Consider the following 21,727-nt stretch of genomic DNA (forward strand, 5'->3'; position numbering starts at 1 on the left):
ACAAAGATGGAAATTAAGCGAAGGACAAAAAAGGGCAAAAAAAATAGTTGTAGACTTTCGTCTACAACTATTTCATATAAATTTCAGCTATATCCGACTCTAGAACTTGCCTGGCATCTTCGGCATATTTCGCATCATCTTTGCAGCCATTCCTGGGTTAGACATCTGCTTCATCACTTTACGCATATCCGAGAACTGCTTCATCAACTTGTTTACTTCATTGATATTTGTGCCTGATCCGTTAGCGATACGTATACGTCTACGTTGATCAATGGCATCTGGATTTTCCCGTTCAAAAGGTGTCATCGAATCAATAATGGCTTCAATAGGCTTGAAAGCATTATCATCGACCTCCACATCTTTCAATGCCTTACCAACTCCTGGAATCATCCCCATTAAGTCTTTCATATTACCCATCTTCTTAATCTGCTGAATCTGGGTTTTAAAGTCATTAAAATCAAATTTATTCTTACGAATTTTCTTTTGTAGTTCTGCCGCTTCTCTTTCATCAAACTGCTGCTGCGCGCGCTCCACAAGAGATACTACATCCCCCATTCCTAAGATACGGGACGCCATACGATCCGGGTGAAAAACGTCCAATGCATCCATCTTCTCACCGGTACCGATAAATTTGATTGGCTTATCAACAACAGACTTAATCGAAAGCGCAGCACCACCGCGGGTATCCCCATCTAGTTTTGTTAGGACAACCCCCGTAAAATCGAGGCGGTCATTAAAAGCTTTTGCTGTATTCACCGCATCCTGACCCGTCATAGAATCTACTACAAAAAGAATCTCATGTGGTTGTGTCGCTTCTTTGACAGCCGTAATTTCTGTCATTAATGCCTCATCGATCGCTAGACGACCAGCCGTATCGATGATAACGATATTATTTCCGTTCCGTTTCGCCTCTTCCACACCTTCTTTTGCTATAGCGATAGGATCTGTTGATTCTCTATTTACATAAACCGGGACATCAACCTGTTCACCCAATACCTGCAACTGATCGATCGCTGCGGGACGGTAAACGTCACCTGCCACTAAAAGAGGTTTCTTTCCCTTTTTCTCCCGTAGATAATTTGCTAGCTTACCGGAAAACGTGGTCTTACCCGCACCATTCAAACCTGCAATTAAGATAATAGTTGGATTCTTTGATGTTTCTAATTCTGTCACCGAACCACCCATTAGTGCGGTTAGTTCATCGTTCATGATTTTGGTTAACAATTGACCTGGAGAAATGCTTGTTAGTACATTTTCACCCAATGCCTTTTGCTTCACATCATCTGTAAACGTCTTTGCAGTTTTATAATTCACATCGGCATCCAAAAGAGCCTTACGAATTTCTTTCATCGTCTCTGCAACGTTTATCTCGGTGATACTTCCCTGCCCTTTTAATACTTTAAAGGCTCTATCCAGTTTATCTTGAAGGTTCTGAAACATGTTAATCTTTCGTCTTTATTATCTTAAGTGCCAAAGTTACAAAATACTGCTGAAACGAACAGTAGTTTGACGGAACAAAAAAAGCGGCATCATCTGATGCCGCTTTCGTATGTCAATTGTCCGTGAGATTAGTCCCTACGTCCAAATAATATATAAGCGTAATACAACAACGTTACAAGAGCAGATAATGCAGCAACTACATACGTCATAGCAGCCCATTTCAAAGCATCTTTAGCGCCGTCATGTTCACCCGTGCTGTGTGTTACATTTGCTTTATCCAACCATGCTAGTGCTCGGTTTGAGGCGTCGAACTCTACGGGCAAGGTAATGAATGAAAACAACGTTGTCAAAAACAAAGCAGCAACACCAATACCTAAAAGCCATGGACTTTGTGTAAATGCCATCATCAAGACACCCGCCATCAATACCCACGAGGTCAGACGCGAAGCGATACTCACTACAGGCACCATCGCCGAACGGAATTGAAGCCAAGAGTAAGCGGTGGCATGTTGCACGGCGTGTCCACATTCGTGAGACGCCACAGCCGCTGCCGCAACACTACGTCCATAATAAACTTCCTGACTTAGGTTAACCGTTTTATTGCTCGGATTATAGTGATCTGATAACTGACCTTCGTTTGCGACTAAAATCTGTACATCATAAATACCATTTTCATTCAACATCTTTTGTGCAATTTCTGCACCCGATAGTCCCGAAGACAAAGGCATCTCCGAATATTTCTTAAACTTATTCTTAAAACGAGACTGAACAATCCAACTGATTAATGCAATCCCAATAAATATAATCCAATATAATCCCATAATTTTTTTCTTCTTTTTCTCTTATACCATCAAATCTCATTCCACTCGCTTACAAATCACCCAAAAGAGACTAAAATAGTACGTTTTGTCATTTCATCACTTCCCACGCACTCCTTTCCATGACAGTTTTACATATATGTTCAAGCGGGACAGCCTCCGATGAAGACAAGACCGACATCTAGTCTATATCACATTCAACATCAAATTATGATCCTCGATCATCTTCCTCAAATTATTCAAGGCATAACGCATCCGTCCCAACGCCGTGTTAATACTCACCCCCGTTACATCGGCAATATCTTTAAAACTCATATCACAGAAGTGACGCATGATAAGCACCTCCTTTTGATCATCCGGTAACCGTTGGATTATCTTCTTTAGATCCAAATCGCGCTGATTGATGGACAACTTAGACTCCGGGCTCTCATCGGCAAATTCCAGCACGCCGAAAATATCATAGCCATCACTGCTGACAACCGTCGGACTACGCTTTTCTTTCCTAAAATGATCGATAACCATATTCTGAGCAATACGTACTACCCAAGGCAAAAACTTACCCTCGTCGTTATACCGACCAGATTTCAGCGTTTTAATTACTTTTATGAAAGTTTCTTGAAATATATCTTCGGCCAAGTATTCATCTTTGACTTGCAGATAGATGGAGGTATAAATTTTGGTTTTATACCTATTCAATAAAACTTCGATGCCTAACTCATTACCCGCTACATAAGCTTGGATGAGTTCAAGATCACTCTTTTCTTTCCATGTTTTCATAATAAATCTCCGCGATTTAGTAGAACAATTTTTTTAAGAGTAATAGTGTTTTATAGGCGCTCCTTCGTTTTGTTGATTTATACCTCAAAACAACCAAAAAATACTGGAAAATCAAATTAAAAGGCCCTTTTTTAACATTTCTTTACATATTTAACAAACCCTTTAAACGCAAAAAAACCTGTTTGACCGAAGCACAAACAGGTTTTCTTTACTTTTATGTCTGTATAACTATTTTCGTTATTAAAATAGCTATATCACATGATTTACAGTTTATTTATATAATGGGAACTGCGCCATCATTGCATTTACTTTTCCATGGATCTTCGCTAAAGCTGCTGCATCCGAACGATTATTGATTGCTTCGTGAATCAACTCACCGATCTGAATCATTTCAGCTTCTTTCACACCTCTTGTAGTAATCGCCGCCGTACCGAAACGAACACCTGATGTTACAAATGGTGAACGGGTATCAAAAGGAACCATGTTCTTATTCGTCGTAATACCAGCCTGACCTAAAACAGCCTCTGCCTCTTTACCTGAAATATCTTTATTACGAAGATCAACCAACATCAAGTGATTATCTGTACCACCAGAGATAATTTGGTAATCTCTCTCAACAAAAAACTGTGCTAAAACAGCCGCGTTCTTTTGTACTTGTTTAACGTATGCTAAATAGTCATCGCTCAATGCTTCACCGTAAGCAATTGCTTTTGCCGCAATAGTATGCTCCAATGGGCCACCCTGAATACCTGGGAATACCGCTAAATCTAACAATTGTGTAATCGTACGGATTTCACCTTTAGGTGTTTTGATACCCCAAGGGTTTTCGAAATCTTTACCGACCATAATCATACCACCACGTGGACCACGTAATGTTTTGTGTGTTGTAGTCGTCACGATATGACAATGCGGAAGTGGATCATTTAATAAACCACGTGCAATAAGACCTGCTGGGTGAGAAATATCAGCAACAACTAGAGCGCCGATTTCGTCTGCTACTTTACGGATACGTGCATAATCCCAGTCCCGTGAGTAAGCTGACGCACCACAGATGATTACTTTAGGCTTTTCTGCACGTGCCGTTTCTTCTAATTGTTCGTAATCTAATAATCCTGTATCTTGTTTTACACCGTAAAATAATGGTTGGTAAAGTTTACCAGAGAAGTTTGCTGGCGAACCGTGTGTCAAGTGACCACCGTGCGACAAATCAAAACCTAAAATTTTATCACCTGGCTTCAAGATAGCTAAGAATACTGCTGCATTTGCTTGTGCTCCAGAGTGAGGCTGAACATTCACCCATTCCGCACCAAATAATTGCTTTGCACGGTCAATCGCTAATGTTTCAATTTGATCAACAACTTCACATCCGCCGTAGTAACGCTTTCCCGGAAGGCCTTCAGCATACTTGTTGGTCAATACTGAACCTGCAGCTTCCATTACTTGTTTACTAACAAAGTTTTCAGAAGCAATTAATTCAATCCCTTCCTCTTGGCGCTTTAGCTCTTCAGCTATTAGGTTAAAAACGATCTGATCTCTTTCCATTATTTTATTCTTAAGGAGTAAATTTTAAAATTCTTATGATTTTGCTGCAAATATAGTATAAAAACAGCAAAACAACGAGCAAAAGCCGGATATTTCTATACAGACAATTCCTTTTTAAGTATCAGCTGTACAGCTGCATAAGGATTCTGCTCCAAATTCTTCACATGTTGCAGTACCGCACTTATATATTGATCTACTGGCGCATCCTTAGGCAGCCCCTCTTTCGCATTACGCAGCAAACTTAATGTATTGTCTTTCAGCTCACCCACAAAAGTCCAAGCAGTATCTGTTACATACAGTTGCTGTGTGAGATTATGTTGATATTCACTCTCTACTTCATTCAAGATTTGACGCACAAAACGATCTGTTGAAATATCAGCACTGTGGTTCCGTAACATCAGTTGTTGGGGCTCAACACGGTGTGTAAACAACAACAACCGCTCGTACGCCCCAAATCGCAGTTGCTGCATTTCCTTGGTGAATTGTCGATTTTGATTAATTGCATTTAAGCGCAATAAAAACGATTCTACCTTAGGCCATACCAGCCAAAAAAGAACCAAACCTCCCGCCAAAACACCAAATGCAATCACAAAAAGTTGGATAAAAAAATCAACAAATTCTTTACTCATTATCTCCTATATTACGTGTTCCCAAACTTAAAAAAATTCGTTTTGATTACAAAGCCGTGAACATGCCATACCAAAGTAAATTTATGCCAGTTACAGCAGGAACACACTCGTTCGCAATAGCAACACTAGTTTTTCCTCAAAAAACTATGTAATTTTGTTTTGTTTATAGCTTTAAATTTAAGACGATGAGTACAGATAGCATTACAGCAGTAGCTCCAGTAACCTTTACCGAAGGTGCTGTAAAAGAGTTAAAAAAACTAATTGACCAGCAAGAAATTGGCGAAGATTTCGGTCTGCGCATCGGCGTCGAAGGTGGCGGCTGTTCGGGCATGAGCTACCTTCTTGGTTTTGATCAAAAGAAAGAGGGTGATAATGAGTATCTTGTTTCCGGGATCCGTATGTTTATGAATAAGGCACACGGCATGTACTTGGCCGGCATGGAGGTTGACTTCAAAAATGGCTTAGATGCACGTGGATTCACATTTAATAACCCAAATGCGACCAGTACATGTGGTTGCGGAAGTTCTTTCTCGGCATAGATTACTTCTTCTTTCATCCTTTCGCTGAAATTGCTTAAATTAGCGACCTTTAGAAAAACAATAGCAATTTTCGGATGTACAAGGAATATAAGCAGTTAAATTTACCTGAGATAGGGCAAGAGATATTGAAACGTTGGGAATCGAATAACATCTTTGCAAAGAGTATTTCGAACCGTCCAGCAAGTAAACCGTACACCTTTTACGAAGGGCCACCTTCGGCAAATGGTATGCCGGGTATACACCACGTGATGGCGCGCTCTATTAAAGATATTTTTTGCCGCTATAAAACACTTAAAGGGTTCCAAGTAAAACGTAAAGGAGGCTGGGATACGCACGGCCTTCCTATTGAACTTGCCGTAGAAAAAACCTTAGGCATTACAAAAGAAGATATCGGAAAGAAGATATCCGTCGAAGCCTACAATGAAGCCTGCCGCAAGGAGGTCATGAAGTACACCGATGTTTGGAATGACCTTACCCAAAAAATGGGGTATTGGGTAGACCTGGAAAACCCATACATTACCTACGAAAATGAATACATTGAAACGCTTTGGTACTTACTAAAAGAGTTATATAAAAAGAATCTTCTTTATAAAGGTTATACGATCCAACCTTATTCACCTGCTGCAGGTACAGGATTAAGCTCACACGAGCTTAACCAACCGGGCACCTATAAAGATGTGAAAGACACGACCATTGTCGCGCAGTTCCGCTTAGATAAAAAACAGGTGCATCCGCTGATCTCTACCCTCGTGGAGTCTGGCGATGAAGATGTTGCTTTTTTAGCGTGGACAACTACGCCATGGACGCTACCAAGCAACACGGCTTTGGTTATCGGAAAGAATATCGACTACGTCAAGGTCAAAACGTTCAACCAATATACAGGCGCTCCGGTATCGGTAATACTAGCAAAAAACCTACTTGCTAAACATTTTAAAGCAGAAGGTCAAGGCGCCTCTTTCCAAGATTACCAAGTAGGTGATAAAATTGTTCCTTGGGAAGTTGCAGCAGAATTTAAAGGCGAATCATTGATTGGCTTACGCTACATTCAACTGATGCCGTACATTACCAGCGAAGAGCTTTTAGAGAAAGCCTTCCGTATTATCCCAGGCGACTTTGTTACCACGGAAGATGGTACAGGTATCGTTCATGCTGCACCAACCTACGGCGCAGATGACTTTAGAGTATGTAAAGAGAACGATGTACCAGCCATCTTGGTAAAAGATGAGAATGGCAAAGATGTTCCAACGGTAGACCGTACAGGTCGTTTTGTAGCGGAGATCACAGACTTTGCGCATCGCTTTGTTAAAGAAGAATACTACAGCAATGAAGAGAGAGAATCCCCAGACTTCCGCCCTACAGATGTGCTTATTGCCATTAAACTAAAGGAGGATAATAAGGCATTCGACGTAAAAAAATACGAACACAGCTACCCACACTGTTGGCGCACAGATAAACCGGTTCTATACTACCCGTTAGATAGCTGGTTTATCAAAACTACAGCTGTGAAAGACGAGATGGTGGCCCTGAACAAAACAATCAACTGGAAGCCAGAAGCAACAGGCACTGGTCGTTTTGGGAACTGGCTGGAAAATCTAGTAGACTGGAACTTATCTCGATCTCGCTACTGGGGTACGCCTTTACCAATCTGGCGTTCAGAAGACGAAAACGAGGAAATCTGTATCGGTTCCTTACCGGAAATGAAAAAGCTACTAGAAGAAGCGATTAACTCGGGGGTGTTGTCAGCTGAGGAAAAAGCTACAAACGAAGCTTACTTAGCAAAGTTTGACACCGACAGTCTCGATTTGCACCGTCCGTATGTAGATGATATTGTGTTGGTGTCTATCAACAACCAAAAGATGTTCCGTGAACCGGATCTAATCGATGTTTGGTTTGATTCCGGAGCTATGCCTTATGCACAATGGGGATTAGACCATGAAAAATTAGCAAACGGTGATGCCTATCCGTTCAAGGAGGGGTACAATAGCGCTTTCCCGGCAGACTTTATTGCGGAAGGTGTCGATCAAACACGGGGTTGGTTTTTCACATTACATGCCATTTCAACGATGATACAAGGCTCCGTAGCCTTTAAAAATGTCGTTTCAAATGGTCTTGTCTTAGATAAGAACGGAAATAAAATGTCCAAACGTCTTGGAAATGGTGTAGATCCATTTTCGACGATTGAGCAATACAGCGCCGACGCGACCCGTTGGTATATGATCAGTAACGCGGCACCTTGGGATAACCTTAAGTTTAATGTGGAAGGTTTAGACGAAGTACGTCGTAAATTCTTCGGCACCCTATATAACACCTACGCTTTCTTTGCTCTATATGCAAACATTGACAAATTTAGTTATGCGGAAGCAGATATCGCCATCGATCAACGTCCAGAAATCGATCGATGGATTATTTCTCTACTAAATAGTCTTACTGCGGAGGTCGATAACTATTATGCGGATTACGAACCAACGAAGGCTGCACGCGCCATTCAGAACTTTGTGGATGAACATTTAAGCAATTGGTACGTTCGTCTATGTCGCCGTCGTTTCTGGAAAGGTGAATATAGTGAAGATAAGATTTCAGCGTACCAAACGTTGTACACCTGCTTGGATACCATTGCGAAGTTGATAGCCCCAATCTCCCCTTTCTTTGCCGATCAGCTATATCTAGACTTAAACAGCGCATCGAAAAAAGAGAACTTTGAATCGGTTCACTTAGCGGACTTCCCGGTTTATCACGCTGATCTAGTAGACAAAGAATTGGAAGAACGTATGGCTTTGGCACAAGACATCTCTTCGCTCGCTTTATCATTGCGTAAGAAAACAAGTATCAATGTCCGTCAGCCGCTAAATAAAATTTTAGTACCCGTATTAGATACTGCGTTTCAAGAGCGCGTTGAAAAAGTTAAAGAATTAATTTTATCAGAAACAAACATCAAGTCGATCGAATTTATTTCTGATACCACAGGTATTATTAAGAAAAAAATAAAACCAAATTTTAAAATTCTTGGCGCGAAAGTTGGTAAGGATATGAAAGTCGTTGCTGCTGCAATCCAATCCTTGACCGATGAAGACATCAATCGCTTAGAACAAGCAGGAACGCTTGCACTATCAGGAACCGCATACAGTATCACCCCGGAAGATGTCGAAATCATCGCCGAAGATGTAGCGGGATGGCAAGTCGCTAACTTGGGTAAATTAACGGTCGCATTGGATGTGCATATAAGCCCGGAGCTCAAGAAAGAAGGATTATCTAGGGAATTGATCAACCGCATTCAAAACCTCCGTAAAGAGAAGGGATTTGAAGTTACAGATCGGATTAAAGTCATAATAAGTCAAAACGCTGATATACAAGAAGCTGCTAGCGATAATTTATCGTATATTTGCAGCGAAACATTGGCTGACTCTTTAGAATTCAAGGATACACTGGATAAGTTAGCTGATACCATCGAGATTGATGGCACAGAATTAAGAGTATTAATTGATAAAATTTAGATTATGGGAACCACGAATGAGAAAACACGCTACAGTGATGTAGAGCTTCAAGAATTTAAAGACATTATCTTGGAGAAGCTACGCATCGCTAAGGAGGAATTAGGCGCACTTACTTCCACGTTGAGCAATAGCAATGCGAATGGAACAGATGATACTGCAGGTACCTATAAGACACTAGAAGATGGATCTGCAACCTTGGAGAAAGAGCAAACCAATCAATTGGCTGCTCGCCAAAAGAAATTCATCGACAACTTAGAGGCTGCGTTGGTACGTATTGAAAACAAAACATACGGTATTTGCCGTGAAACAGGAAAGCTGATCCAGAAAGAAAGATTGAAAGCTGTACCGCATACCACGTTAAGTATTGAAGCAAAAAACAAACAGTATTAATTTTTGAAGATTCTTAAAATGGTCTTTGCATAAACAAAGACCATTTTTATACATTTATGAAAGGCTACACTAAACCCTTACTCCTTATCTCTCTTGTCTTATTAGTGGACCAATTATCTAAATTTTGGGTTAAACTAAATATGACCATCGGTCAAGACTTTAACATCATCGGCAATAAATTTCTGATTCATTTTATAGAAAACAATGGAATGGCATATGGTATGGAGTTTGGCGGAGAGTTCGGTAAACTATTTCTAACCCTATTCCGCATCATTGCTGTTGGCGGTATTGGATATGGCCTGTACTACATGGTCAAAAACAAGTATCATCGTGGCTTTATCCTAAATGTAGCGCTTATTTTTGCAGGTGCCTTAGGGAATATTATCGACTCGACCTTTTATGGTGTTATTTTCAGCGAAAGTACTTTTTATGAAAAAGCATCTCTTTTTCCAACGGGAGGTGGCTATGCCTCGCTCTTTCATGGAAAAGTAGTGGATATGTTGTACTTCCCACTTATCGAAGGGAATTTCCCTGATTGGTTTCCGGTATGGGGAGGCGAACATTTCTTATTTTTTAGACCCGTTTTCAACATTGCTGACTCCGCGATATCAGTTGGCGTGTTCTTGATTCTTATTTTCCAAAAACGTTATTTCAAAGAAGAACGGGTGGAAAAAGAAAGCATAAACAGTGAGGTCTTAGAAGACTAAACACACCTCTCAAAAACCTTATCGCGATCCCCTTGTTGTAGTAAAAGCTGCAACAAGGTATCAAATCCCTAACCTCAGCTATACTACATATGAAAAATAAAGCGACATCAGTTTCTTTTTTCCTTTGTCTGTTTCTTTTAGCATGGTCTGCTACTGCTATTGCACAGATTGATCAAAAGCAATTAAAAAAACACATCTATTTTCTCGCTTCCGACAAAATGAAAGGACGCGGAACAGGCTCTAAAGAAGTCCGTAAAGCGGCCGACTATGTGGAAAAGCATTTCAAAAAATACGGTCTCAAGCCGCAAGGTGAAGTGGGCTATAGACAATCTTTTCAAGCGAAGGTGCGTCGTGTTGTTGTTCCAGACAGCATCAGGCAGGCCGATAATATTATAGGTTTACTGGATAACGGCGCCCGCAAAACCATTGTGATTGGCGCGCACTATGATCACCTCGGAATGGGACACCAAGGAAGCTCAAGAGATTCCTTAGGGGTTGGTAAGATCCATAATGGAGCCGATGACAATGCTTCGGGTGTGGCCGGACTGCTTGAATTGGCGCGTCACTATACGACAAACAAGGAAATCGAACCTTTTAATATTCTTTTTATTGCCTTTGGAGCGGAAGAGCTCGGCCTGGTCGGTTCTAAATATTTCACGGAGAACCCAACGATTCCACTTTCCGATATACACTGGATGCTCAACATGGATATGATTGGCCGATACAACCCAAATGGCGTCGCGGTGATTGGCTATGGCACAAGCAGTAAATTCCCTTTAATCTTTGAAGGAATTACCAGCACCATCAAATTTAACTTGAGCAAAGATGGTAACGGAGGATCGGATCAGACATCTTTTTACAAAAAAAATATTCCTGTCTTATTTTTTCATACCGGCGGTCACGATGATTACCACAAGCCTGGTGATGATCCGGAAAAAATTAATTATCCAGACTTGGCAGCGATCCTTCAGCTAGAGATTGATGTGGTTAATAATTCCATGAAATACCCATCGATGGATTTTATCTGGACAAACTAACAACAACTGCGATGCGTATACTACTAACGGGGTCGAATGGTTTTTTGGGACAAAAGTTAACCGATATGCTTTTAGATCGTAACGATGTGTCGTTATTTTGCACCTCTAAAAGTCCGAACAGAAACCCCAACCAAAGTGGCTATGCCTTTCAACAAATAGCGTTAGAAGATAGGGAGGATTTGCGCCAAGCCATCACTTCTTTTAAGCCGACACACATCATTCACACCGCAGCGATGAGCAGCGTGGAAGCCTGTGAGCAAGAGCCCGAACGCTGCCAACAAGTCAACGTTGAAACGCCACGCTTACTTGCTGAAATCGCAGCACAGCACCATATTCATTACACCTTTATTTCGACCGACTTTGTGTTTGATGGCCAAAATGGTCCTTACCGAGAAACAGATCCTACCGGTCCTTGCAATGCATACGGAAATAGCAAAATAAAGGCTGAAACAGCCGTTCTAGCGGCCAATCCTCAAGCAGCTATTCTTCGTACCATATTAGTTTATGGGGTGATAGCTGACAAAAACAGGTCCAACCTTATCCTGTGGGCAAAAAGCAAATTAGAAAACAAAGAACCGATTCAGGTGGTAAGCGATCAATGGCGTATGCCCACTTGGGTAGATGACTTAGCACGTGCTTGTATACTAGCGGCTGAAAAACAAGCTGCCGGTCTTTATCACATATCAGGCGATACCTTATATAGTATCATCGAGGTTGTCCAACAGGTCGCTGATTACTGGCAACTGGATAAGAGTCTTATCCGACCTATAGCTGCCGAAACAATCGGACAAGCTAAAAACAGACCGCGTACAACAGGTTTTATCCTCGATAAGGCCAAAACACAACTGGGCTATACCCCCACTCCACTTGAAGAGACTTTTCGACAGATGGATATTCAACTCTTAAAATTACAGCAATCATGATCAAGAAATTTGCCAAAGACTCCTATACCGAAATGAATGAGCTCGTTCTACCGAATGACACCAATACCTTCGGAAACCTAATGGGAGGACGTCTTTTATATTGGATGGATATCTGCTCGGCAATGGCGGCACAGAAACACTCGAATAGCCCTGTTGTCACCGTATCTGTTGATAATGTTTCCTTCACACGCTCCATCAAATTAGGTGAAGTGGTTACGATCCAAGCGAAGGTTTCACGTGCTTTCTCTACTTCTATGGAAGTACGCATGGAGATATTCGCCCATAATTTACCGGAAGGTACACGTGTAAAAACAAATGAAGCCTACTACACATTTGTCGCCATTGATGAGCAAACAAGACCACGCAAAGTAGCGGAGTTAGTTCCTGAAACGGAAGAAGAGAAACAAATATTCGATGGCGCACTACGTCGTCGGGAATTACGCCTTATATTGGGTGGGAAGATGAAGCCTGAACACGCCTCGACATTAAAAGATTTGGTTAACCTATTTAGTGAGAAAGGTTAGTCCATATATAAAAACGGGGGGCAGTGCCCCCCGTTTTTATTATTCATTGCCTAATGCGACAATACGATCAAACTCTTCTACTTTTAGTGGCATCACCGACAAACGACCTTGACGTACTAAGGCTACATCTTGTAGCAATTCGTCTTCCTTAATTTTCTCCAAGGTCACGGGTGTTTTAAATGTTTCAACCGGTGCCAAATCAACCACCACCCAACGGGCATCATCCGTTGTTGGATCTTGGTAGAATTCCTTAACCACTTTTGCAATCCCAACCACTTCTTTTCCTTCATTGCTATGGTAGAACAACACCAAATCTCCCTTTTGCATCGCCTTTAGGTTATTGCGTGCTTGATAATTACGGACACCATCCCAAAATGTTTCGCCATCTTTATTAAACTGCTCCCAGCTGTATTTGAAAGGTTCAGATTTTACCAAAAAATAGTTCATAGCTTATAATAATTAATAGTCCTAAAGATTAGTTCTCCGGCTCTAGTACTTCCATCTTATCGGCAAAGTGTGCACAGTAATCCCGTAAGTCACCAATCACCTTATCGGCCATCGGGTCCCCCCCAGAAGCACGTAAAAAAGAATCGCCAAGCGTTTGCAACGTTTCATAAAAGAAACGCTTCATCTCGTCATACGGCATATCTTTTGTCCACAAATCAATACGCAATGAGTTTTTGTATTGAGCATCCCACAGGGCTAAAAACATCGCCTTCGCGGGCATCTCATCTGAGGTCTCTCCATCGGTAGAAGACCAATCGATCGTGTCCGGCACATTTTGCTCATCCAGTACTACATTTAGTTTTATCTCTGCTTTTTTCATTTCTCAATAGTTACTTTTTCTGTATATTTTATCGTCTCCGTTTCTACCGGGACCTGATTTAATGAACGACGTAAAAGATTAGGCCGCTACATGATTCTATTTTCCCGAGATATCCTCCCTCGTATAATCACTCTCCAAACGACGTTCTTTTAAGCGGGTAAGTCTTTTTAATCCTAGAACAGTCCAGAATGGACATCATTTACGAATAACCTACATTATACGTATCAAAACAGCTAGAATTCCCGTGACCAAGATAAACCCGATCTCCCCCATCCAGAGCTTTTGCATATCCTTGACCAGCAGCCGAAAAACAATATCGGTTACAAGTAAAAAAACGATAAACAAAATGAACCGCCATACCGCAAATTCAAATTGATCATTTCCCCACTCCGTTACAAACCAAGCTATCACGACAGCCAATGCAATATTCAAGGGTGTTAATTTCATCGGTAGCGTTGCGTTGGTTTTTTACCTACGGGTTTCTTCCCTCCCGATTTCTTTCCACCAGACTTCTTGGCAGCAGGTTTGCGCTGACCAGACTCTTGTTGCTTAATCATCCATTTTTTATCATGGAAAGCACCTTTAAAATCAGGATTATCTTTCTTCTTCTGGTTATCTATCTCTCGTGCTATTGCTTGTTTTTCATCAAACCCAGTCTTCTCTACAAATACATCCTCCGGCAATTCCATCACCGGAATTTGTTGACGAATAAGCTTTTCAATCTTACCAATAAAATACTCTTCTGCCGGGTTCGCAAATGTTATAGCATCACCTTCATTAAATGCGCGTCCAGTACGACCGATACGGTGCACATAATCCTCGATCACGATAGGTACATCAAAATTAAAGACATGGCTTACATTCGAGACATCAAGCCCACGTGCAGCCACATCCGTGGCAACCAAAATACGAATCGACCCCTCCTTAAAAGCATTGATCGAATTAATCCGCGTATTTTGACCTTTATTCGCATGAATCACCCGCACATTATCTTCCCCATATTTCCGCTCCAAGAAATGAAACACATTATCTGCGACCTGCTTCGTCTTACAAAAAACAATAATCCGATGAAAGGATTCATCATCCTTCAGCAAATGTTGTAAAAGATTGAGCTTGGTCTTTAGGTTGGGTACATGGTAGAGCGATTGTGTAACCGTTTTGGCCGGCGTAGCTTGTTCTGTAACTTCAACAACCGTCGGGAACAATAAAAAGTCACCTGAAATTTTTCGCACCAACTCACTCATCGTCGCCGAGAAAAGCAAATTCTGACGTTTGCGCGGTACAATTTCCAAAATGCGGTGAATCTTACTGATAAAACCCATGTCCATCATCTTATCGGCCTCATCCATAACCAAAAACTTTAAGGACTTGGTATTGATTTCGCCTTCAAGATATAACTCTAAGAAACGTCCAGGAGTTGCTACAATAATATCGCAGCCCTTTTGTAACTGTTCTTTTTGTGTCTTAGGTCCTAAACCGCCGTACAGCAAAACAGTACGCAAATCCAGATACGTCGAAAACAATCGAATATGCTCTTCAATCTGCATCGCAAGTTCCCGTGTAGGGGAGAGAATCAGTGCCCGCGGATCATTCCCTTGCGCATATTTGAGTTTCATCAATAACGGAAGTACAAAAGCAGCAGTCTTTCCTGTTCCTGTCTGCGCGATTCCCATCACATCTTGCCCTGCCAGGATTGGTGTAATTGCTTTCTGCTGAATTTCCGTCGGCGCATCGTAGCCCGCCTCCGCAATTGCATTTAATATTTGTTTGTTAAACTTGAAATCTTCAAATGATGCCATTCGACAAAGATAAATAAAAGCAACTACATCAGTTTATTTTTCCCAGATATATGACATAATCGAAGCACAAAGCATTTTATTGCGGCATAATTTTGATTTGAGCAGGAATTAAGTCAAATTTGTGGGTATAATAATAAGGTTGAATATGAAAAAAATATTGATTTTCTTACTTCTTAGTGTAGTAAGTATGACCACCTTTGCCGATGAGGGGATGTGGTTTTTAATGCATTTGAAGCGTCTCAACGAAGCCGATATGCAGAAAAAAGGCTTGAAATTAACGGCCGAAGAAATTTATAGCATCAACAACTCTTCCCTAAAAGATGCTATCGTACAATTTGACGGTGGATGTACAGCGGAAATCGTATCCGGGCAAGGTTTGGTTTTCACCAACCACCACTGTGGATATGGCGCGATCGCTGAACTCTCGACACCAGAGAACGATCACTTGACAAACGGTTTCTGGGCAAAATCTTTTAAGGAAGAATTGAAACCAAAATCATTGTATGTCCGCTTCTTTGTGCGTATGGACGATGTATCAAAACGCATCTTAGGTTTGGTAAATGACAAAATGAGCGAAAAAGAACGGGAACGTGTTATCAACCAAGAAATTGCTAAAATCGAAAAAGAAAATAGCGAAGGTGGTAAATATGTAGTTTCTGTAAAATCATTCTATAATGGGAACGAGTACTACTATTTCGTTTACCAAGATTACACAGACGTTCGTTTAGTAGGAACTCCCCCAAACAGCATTGGTAAATTTGGTGGTGATACCGACAACTGGGAATGGCCGAGACATACAGGTGATTTCTCTATCTTCCGTGTATATGGTGATAAAGACGGTAACCCAGCAGCCTATTCAGAGAGCAACGTACCACTAAAACCAAAACACTTTTTACCTGTAAGTATCAAAGGAATCAAAGAAGGCGACTTCTCTATGATTTTAGGATACCCAGGTCGTACAAACCGTTGGATGCCTGCTGCGGGTATTGATCAAAATGTAAACTTCGCGTATCCCGCTTGGGTGGAAGCATCCAAAGTAGGTATGGATGCCATGAAAAAACACATGGATAAGGATCAAGCCGTAAAATTGAACTATGCTTCACAATACTCCGGCGTGGCCAACTACTGGAAAAACCGCCAAGGTATGATCGATGCTTTGACGAAACACAAAACAGCAGATACCAAACGTAAGCAAGAAGCATCTTTTGATAAGTGGGCCAACAAAAAGGAAAATAAAGCGCAGTACGGGAACGTGATTCAAACGATCAATTCTTACTACAGTGCGACCAACGATAAGGCACGCCACGACAACTACCTAATCGGTATGTTACGCTCTTCTACATTTGCTGCCTTACCAGCGAACCTAGGTAACGCATTCAAACAATATGCTGCTGCAAATGAGGCGAAACGTAATGAAATCCGCCCGCGCTTAGAGACTATTATTGCAGACACGTACGAAAAAGCATACATTCCATTGGAAGTGGATGTCCTTTCGGATGAGTTAAACCTATACGCTAAAAAAGCAGGTAAAATTGCACCTTACATTGCCGAATTAGCCACAAAAAATGGTGGTAATTTTCAGCAGGACATCCATAATGCTTTCTCAAGCAGTATATTCGGATCTGCAGCTCATGCGAAAAGCTTCCTTGACAACCCTACGTTAAACAACGTGGAAGAAGATCCTTTATACCTTATCTCATCCGCATTGATGACGAAGTACCGTGAAAGCTCGCCCGAGACTGAAAAGATGAATGGTGAATTCCAGGCCGCACACCGTAAATACATCGCAGGTGTTCTTGCCTCTAATCCAAAAGGTAAATACTACCCGGATGCCAATTCGACACTGCGCTTAACATATGGAACCATTAGAGCTTTACCGGCGGATCCTAGAAACGATGCAAAAGTAAACAACTATACCACGCTAAAAGGTACAATCGCGAAGTATAAACCAAACGATGAAGAGTTTGATTTACCAAAACGTTTAATGGAACTATACGAAACTAAAGATTATGGACGTTATGCTGATAAGGATGGGTATATGCCTGTTAACTTCTTGAGTGATCAAGATATCACAGGCGGTAACTCTGGTTCACCCGTTTTAAATGCAAAAGGTGAACTTATTGGCCTAGCTTTTGATGGTAATATCGAAGCGATGGCAGGTGATGTGATTTTTGACCCTGTATTGCAACGTACCATCTCGGTGGACATCCGTTATGTATTATTCGTGATTGATAAGTTCGCTGGTGCTCAAAATATCATCAATGAGCTTAAAATCGTGGAGTAAAGGCCACAGAACAAATTTATTTATTAAATAAAATGCAAAAATTATGCTTTATTTCATTGTTTTTGTATATTTATGATATCTTAGAATATTAATTAATAGAAACTAAAATTATATAAGTAAAAATGGAAAACTACAACAAATTAAAAAGCTTAGTAGCTTCTATCGAAGCTGATGCAGACAAGTTCTTTAACAACGGTAATTCTGCTGCAGGTACTCGTGTACGTAAAGGTTTACAAGAAATCAAAACGTTAGCACAAGAGATTCGTAACGAAGTTACTTCTAAGAAAAACGACGTAAAGTAATCTTACTTTTCATTTATAAAAAATCCCGCTTTAGCTTACTAAACCGGGATTTTTTATGTGTCTCAACAAGATCAGTACGACAAGATATTGGGCACAACTTTACGAGACAATACGCTCGAACCCTTACAATAAACTGAGCTCAATTATATACTTCAACGTTTCTTTATTCAACCAGTTCGACATGGTTGAAGTGAATAACTCAGCGATCTGTTGACGCGACATTACCTTCGTCTTTTTATTCTCAAATACCTTTTTATCCATCACGACTTGGTTGCTAAGCTCTACTTTATTCGCAAAATAAGAGACGTGTTGACTCGGCACGACCAGCCCGAGGATCATTCCCGGAAGACCGTTTATAGACTCTGGTCCTCCAGATACAGGTAATTCATTAGCGTAGTAAGCAACCACATAAATCGAATCCGGAGTCAGGCCGTTGGCGCGACGACAATTATATCCGGCAATTTCGCGATACTCGTCGGTCATACGCCAAGTAATTCGTTTCATCGTATCTTGGATAATTACCTTATCTCCAACGATATCATTAAAGCGTTTGTACGATCGATCTGATAGGCTGGATAACGTCTGTGCATCAAAGTCCAGCGCAAACATCATCATGTACTGACGTGTACGAGGCTCTATTTCGGCCCCTTTTAAAGGCTCAAAATAAGTCTCCTCTGGCGTGAACTTCAGCGTTTTTTTCAATACTACATTCTCAGGAATACTCGGCAACATCTGCTCAAACTGTCCGCGCGAACGTTCGTCGGCCTTATCAATAAACTTCTTCGCCACAATATTTTTCATATACATGGTCTTATCAAATGTGATAACCCCCGTACGTCCAAAGTGAGCATATTGCGCCTGGACAAGTTGCAGCACACAAACCGCCACAACTGTTACTATAATAGATTTTAAGTTCATTCTTTCTTGATTACTTGATAAACATTTTTGTGAAGTCCCAGGATACCTTTAACATATAGTAGCGACGGATCGTTTCAAAGCGTTGTTGTGTAAAGACAGAATTTCTGGCCGATCTACTAAACCCTTTATTCTCATTCAAAAGGTCGTTAACCGTAAAATCAACCACCAAAGACTCATTTTTAAAGAACTTCTTACTCACTCCCGGGTGTACTAAAAACTGCTCAAATTTTTCCCCAAAAGCATCCGTCGGAGCCTCATACGTATAATTGTAATTCACGTAGACCTTAAATGTCTTCGTCACGAAATACTCCACGTTTCCATTTGACCCAAATACAAAACCATTGCTATTTATCTCTTTCTGCAAGCTGGATTTCATCACCCGGTATTGCGGACTTAGGTTGATATTAAAATTCAACCCGGTCTTGGTATCGCGCATAAACTGATAGGTGAAATTATAGTTCGTCGTATTCACTTTGTTCAATTCTCCATTAAAAAAGTTGTAACTTTTAGATCCCGACAAGCTAAACTGAGGAGAATGTGCCAAGCCTAGTTTCTTAGAAATTTTTTCATAATGACCAGCCCACATATTAAAGCTCGAATTAGTCTTTCCATCAATATTCTGCCACTCGTAATAGTTAATCGACTTATCAACCGTAATATTCTGCGCAATTGGATCTTTCGTTAATTCGGCGTAACCACCAATGTACGTATAACTTCCCGATAATGCTTTAAAGGTATTGTAACCAAGATTAACGGAATTTGAAAAGGCAGGTTTCAGATTTTCATTTCCCAAGTAACGGTTCAAAGGATCCGCATTATCTTGGATCGGTTGAATCTGCGAGAGCGACGGCAAGCGATTCGTTCCGTTATAATTGAACCATAAATTCTTGCTCTTAGAGATATTATAATTACCACCTAATGAAGGATTATACGTCAAGAAATTACGTTTCAAATCTGATTGTGTATAATTATTCAACTGATGTAGATTATCATTATTCAAACTATTCGCTAAATTCAAGCGAAGTTTCTCTGTGATGTATTGCAAAGACAATTTATAATTGTTGCTATTGCGATTGAAATCATAGTTGTTACTGAAGCGACGGTCTAACTCATCGTAATTACCACTTCCTGATTTATTATAGGATTCCAACAGTGAACTGTTTTTACTTCCCACAAGCCCCACTACGGCTGATAAGGTAAGTACCTTCGAAAGGGGCTCGGTATACGTCACTTGCCCCTGTACCAAGCTGCTCTTTTGTAACCTGTTTTTCATCTGATCCGTAATAGTATCCTTGGATAGCAAGAAATTGTGCACCTCAGAATACAACGAACCGCCTCCGCTCGTTTCATCGTTGGTGTATTTCCCATAGAACGATAGTGAACGCCCTTTTTTCAAGAACTTATGCGTAAACAAGGCATTAACATCGTACGAATTAATCTTATTTTCCACCAATTCATTCGTCTTTTCACGCATAACCGTATCCTGCGTATCATTAAACAGCTGCGCTTTCCGCTCCGTATTTGTCCAAAGATTCTTACGGCTAGCACCTCCCGAAACCAGCAAAGAGTTTAACGAATCAAAAGCCAGATCATAACGCAGGTTAACCCGGTGTAGATCATTTTCAGAATCTACATTCCTTGACGAATTCTGGTTAATAATTCCTGTTTGGATAGTCTCTTCGGTACCATCGCTCTCAATACGTCCATATTTATAGTTCAAATTCAGTTTATGCTTATCGCCTTTAAACTTATCCGAAAAATTAACCCCCGTATTGATGGCCCGTGGTATACCAACGACACCCTCCCCAGAGAATGGGTCACTAGATCCGACCATCATTGTTGCACCATCATCGCCATAACTAACGCCCGAATCACCACCAAATTTTTGTGCATCCTGCCAGTTCATACTTGTGGTCCCATTATTACCAAACAGTCCATACGCCGATATTTTCTGACTTCCTTTAAACTTATTGAGCATCAACTGCCCCATATAATATTTATCTGTCCCAACGCCACCTAGCGCCTTTCCAAACATACCGTTCTTGGCATCTTCTTTCAACTTCACATTGATGGTCTGCTCCCGCTGCCCATCATCCACTCCCGTTCGTTCAGCCACATCAGATTTTTTCTCATAGACTTGTACCTTATCCACCATATCCGAACGGATATTACGCGTCACCAAAGTCGGATCATCCCCAAAAAATTCTTCCCCATCGACCAACACTTTTTTCACGGTCTTACCCTGTGCCGTAATCTTTCCCGAAGCATCTACCGAGATTCCTGGAAGCACCTTTAACAGATCCTCCACCTTCGCATTCTTTTCCACCTTAAAACTACCGGCATCATATTCGGTCGTATCGCCTTTAATCGTAATCGGCATCCGACCTGTAACCACAATTTCTTCTAAAAGATGGCTAATACTAGAAAGTTTAACATCGCCCAGATTTGTATCTGTTTTGCCATTCACAATACGATAGAAATCGGCATACTTCGGATAGCTCACCACCAAGATATAATCCTGATCATCTCTTTGAGGCAAGGAAAATTGTCCGTTTTCATCGGCACGCGCAAAATCGACTAAAATAGAATCTTTGGCCCGTAGCAACATAGCTAGCGCATCTTTTAATTTTATGGACTGATCTGCTTCATCGCTGACCCGACCCGTAATTTTTGTTTGTCCATGAATGACTGTAAAACTACAGCATACAAAAAAGGCAAACAGGAGGAATAATCGCTTCATCTTATAAGTTTGGGTTTCTATAAATAAGTCGTACATCACGC

General features: G+C 41.0%; 20 protein-coding genes. 9 read left to right on the top strand and 11 right to left on the bottom strand.

The window, feature by feature from the left end; translation table 11 throughout:
* Positions 1 to 99: 99 nt before the first annotated feature.
* The 5 genes from ffh to B9Y69_RS17960 all read right to left on the bottom strand — a co-directional run bounded on the left by ffh (position 100) and on the right by B9Y69_RS17960 (position 5,206).
* Positions 100 to 1,440 (bottom strand): signal recognition particle protein, encoded by a 1,341-nt coding sequence (ffh, locus tag B9Y69_RS17940; RefSeq protein WP_085474371.1) that lies wholly within the window; start codon positions 1,438 to 1,440, stop codon positions 100 to 102.
* 128 nt (positions 1,441 to 1,568) lie between these two features.
* Positions 1,569 to 2,261, bottom strand: coding sequence for a zinc metallopeptidase (locus tag B9Y69_RS17945; RefSeq protein ID WP_085474372.1), 693 nt, complete (start codon positions 2,259 to 2,261; stop codon positions 1,569 to 1,571).
* A gap of 183 nt (positions 2,262 to 2,444) precedes the next feature.
* Entirely contained in the window at positions 2,445 to 3,035 is a 591-nt protein-coding gene (locus B9Y69_RS17950; protein WP_085474373.1) for an RNA polymerase sigma factor, read from the bottom strand.
* Positions 3,036 to 3,305: 270 nt separating this feature from the next.
* On the bottom strand, positions 3,306 to 4,577 hold the full coding sequence (locus tag B9Y69_RS17955; protein ID WP_085474374.1) for a serine hydroxymethyltransferase: 1,272 nt from the start codon (positions 4,575 to 4,577) through the stop codon (positions 3,306 to 3,308).
* Between the two features lie 95 nt (positions 4,578 to 4,672).
* On the bottom strand, positions 4,673 to 5,206 hold the full coding sequence (locus tag B9Y69_RS17960) for a DUF7935 family protein (RefSeq protein WP_085474375.1): 534 nt from the start codon (positions 5,204 to 5,206) through the stop codon (positions 4,673 to 4,675).
* 185 nt (positions 5,207 to 5,391) lie between these two features.
* On the opposite strand from B9Y69_RS17960, the gene B9Y69_RS17965 reads away from it, so the two are divergent.
* The 7 genes from B9Y69_RS17965 (at position 5,392) to B9Y69_RS17995 (ending at position 12,817) form a co-directional block, all read left to right on the top strand.
* Positions 5,392 to 5,745: a HesB/IscA family protein gene (locus B9Y69_RS17965; RefSeq protein ID WP_085474376.1), complete on the top strand. Its 354-nt coding sequence runs from the start codon at positions 5,392 to 5,394 to the stop codon at positions 5,743 to 5,745.
* Positions 5,746 to 5,819: 74 nt separating this feature from the next.
* On the top strand, positions 5,820 to 9,236 hold the full coding sequence (gene ileS / locus B9Y69_RS17970) for an isoleucine--tRNA ligase (protein WP_085474377.1): 3,417 nt from the start codon (positions 5,820 to 5,822) through the stop codon (positions 9,234 to 9,236).
* Positions 9,237 to 9,239: 3 nt separating this feature from the next.
* A complete protein-coding gene (locus B9Y69_RS17975) occupies positions 9,240 to 9,626 on the top strand; it encodes a TraR/DksA family transcriptional regulator (protein WP_085474378.1) in 387 nt (128 codons plus the stop codon).
* 56 nt (positions 9,627 to 9,682) lie between these two features.
* Complete coding sequence (locus B9Y69_RS17980; RefSeq protein ID WP_085474379.1) at positions 9,683 to 10,333, top strand: lipoprotein signal peptidase; 651 nt, start codon at positions 9,683 to 9,685, stop codon at positions 10,331 to 10,333.
* Positions 10,334 to 10,422: 89 nt separating this feature from the next.
* Entirely contained in the window at positions 10,423 to 11,370 is a 948-nt protein-coding gene (locus B9Y69_RS17985; protein WP_085474380.1) for a M20/M25/M40 family metallo-hydrolase, read from the top strand.
* 11 nt (positions 11,371 to 11,381) lie between these two features.
* Positions 11,382 to 12,293, top strand: coding sequence for an SDR family oxidoreductase (locus tag B9Y69_RS17990; protein WP_085474381.1), 912 nt, complete (start codon positions 11,382 to 11,384; stop codon positions 12,291 to 12,293).
* Positions 12,290 to 12,817: an acyl-CoA thioesterase gene (locus tag B9Y69_RS17995; protein ID WP_085474382.1), complete on the top strand. Its 528-nt coding sequence runs from the start codon at positions 12,290 to 12,292 to the stop codon at positions 12,815 to 12,817. The genes B9Y69_RS17990 and B9Y69_RS17995 overlap by 4 nt, the downstream gene beginning before the upstream one ends.
* Before the next feature lie 39 nt (positions 12,818 to 12,856).
* Here B9Y69_RS17995 and B9Y69_RS18000 read toward each other — a convergent pair whose 3' ends face one another.
* From B9Y69_RS18000 to B9Y69_RS18015, 4 genes are all read right to left on the bottom strand, one after another.
* A complete protein-coding gene (locus B9Y69_RS18000) occupies positions 12,857 to 13,264 on the bottom strand; it encodes an EVE domain-containing protein (RefSeq protein ID WP_085474383.1) in 408 nt (135 codons plus the stop codon).
* A gap of 28 nt (positions 13,265 to 13,292) precedes the next feature.
* Complete coding sequence (gene gldC, locus B9Y69_RS18005) at positions 13,293 to 13,643, bottom strand: gliding motility protein GldC (protein ID WP_085474384.1); 351 nt, start codon at positions 13,641 to 13,643, stop codon at positions 13,293 to 13,295.
* 210 nt (positions 13,644 to 13,853) lie between these two features.
* Positions 13,854 to 14,090 (bottom strand): hypothetical protein, encoded by a 237-nt coding sequence (locus B9Y69_RS18010; protein WP_085474385.1) that lies wholly within the window; start codon positions 14,088 to 14,090, stop codon positions 13,854 to 13,856.
* Entirely contained in the window at positions 14,087 to 15,442 is a 1,356-nt protein-coding gene (locus B9Y69_RS18015; RefSeq protein WP_085474386.1) for a DEAD/DEAH box helicase, read from the bottom strand. Before B9Y69_RS18015 ends, B9Y69_RS18010 begins: the two co-directional genes overlap by 4 nt.
* Before the next feature lie 145 nt (positions 15,443 to 15,587).
* Here B9Y69_RS18015 and B9Y69_RS18020 point away from each other — a divergent pair, with 145 nt between their 5' ends.
* Complete coding sequence (locus B9Y69_RS18020; RefSeq protein WP_085474387.1) at positions 15,588 to 17,726, top strand: S46 family peptidase; 2,139 nt, start codon at positions 15,588 to 15,590, stop codon at positions 17,724 to 17,726.
* Between the two features lie 122 nt (positions 17,727 to 17,848).
* Positions 17,849 to 18,028 (top strand): histone H1, encoded by a 180-nt coding sequence (locus B9Y69_RS18025; protein ID WP_085474388.1) that lies wholly within the window; start codon positions 17,849 to 17,851, stop codon positions 18,026 to 18,028.
* Between the two features lie 123 nt (positions 18,029 to 18,151).
* Here B9Y69_RS18025 and B9Y69_RS18030 read toward each other — a convergent pair whose 3' ends face one another.
* Together B9Y69_RS18030 and B9Y69_RS18035 are read right to left on the bottom strand one after the other, a co-directional pair.
* A complete protein-coding gene (locus tag B9Y69_RS18030) occupies positions 18,152 to 18,946 on the bottom strand; it encodes a GLPGLI family protein (RefSeq protein ID WP_085474389.1) in 795 nt (264 codons plus the stop codon).
* A gap of 10 nt (positions 18,947 to 18,956) precedes the next feature.
* Complete coding sequence (locus B9Y69_RS18035) at positions 18,957 to 21,686, bottom strand: outer membrane beta-barrel protein (RefSeq protein WP_085474390.1); 2,730 nt, start codon at positions 21,684 to 21,686, stop codon at positions 18,957 to 18,959.
* Positions 21,687 to 21,727 lie beyond the last annotated feature (41 nt).

It is taken from the genome of Sphingobacterium psychroaquaticum, assembly GCF_900177625.1.
GTDB classification, from domain to species: domain Bacteria; phylum Bacteroidota; class Bacteroidia; order Sphingobacteriales; family Sphingobacteriaceae; genus Sphingobacterium; species Sphingobacterium psychroaquaticum.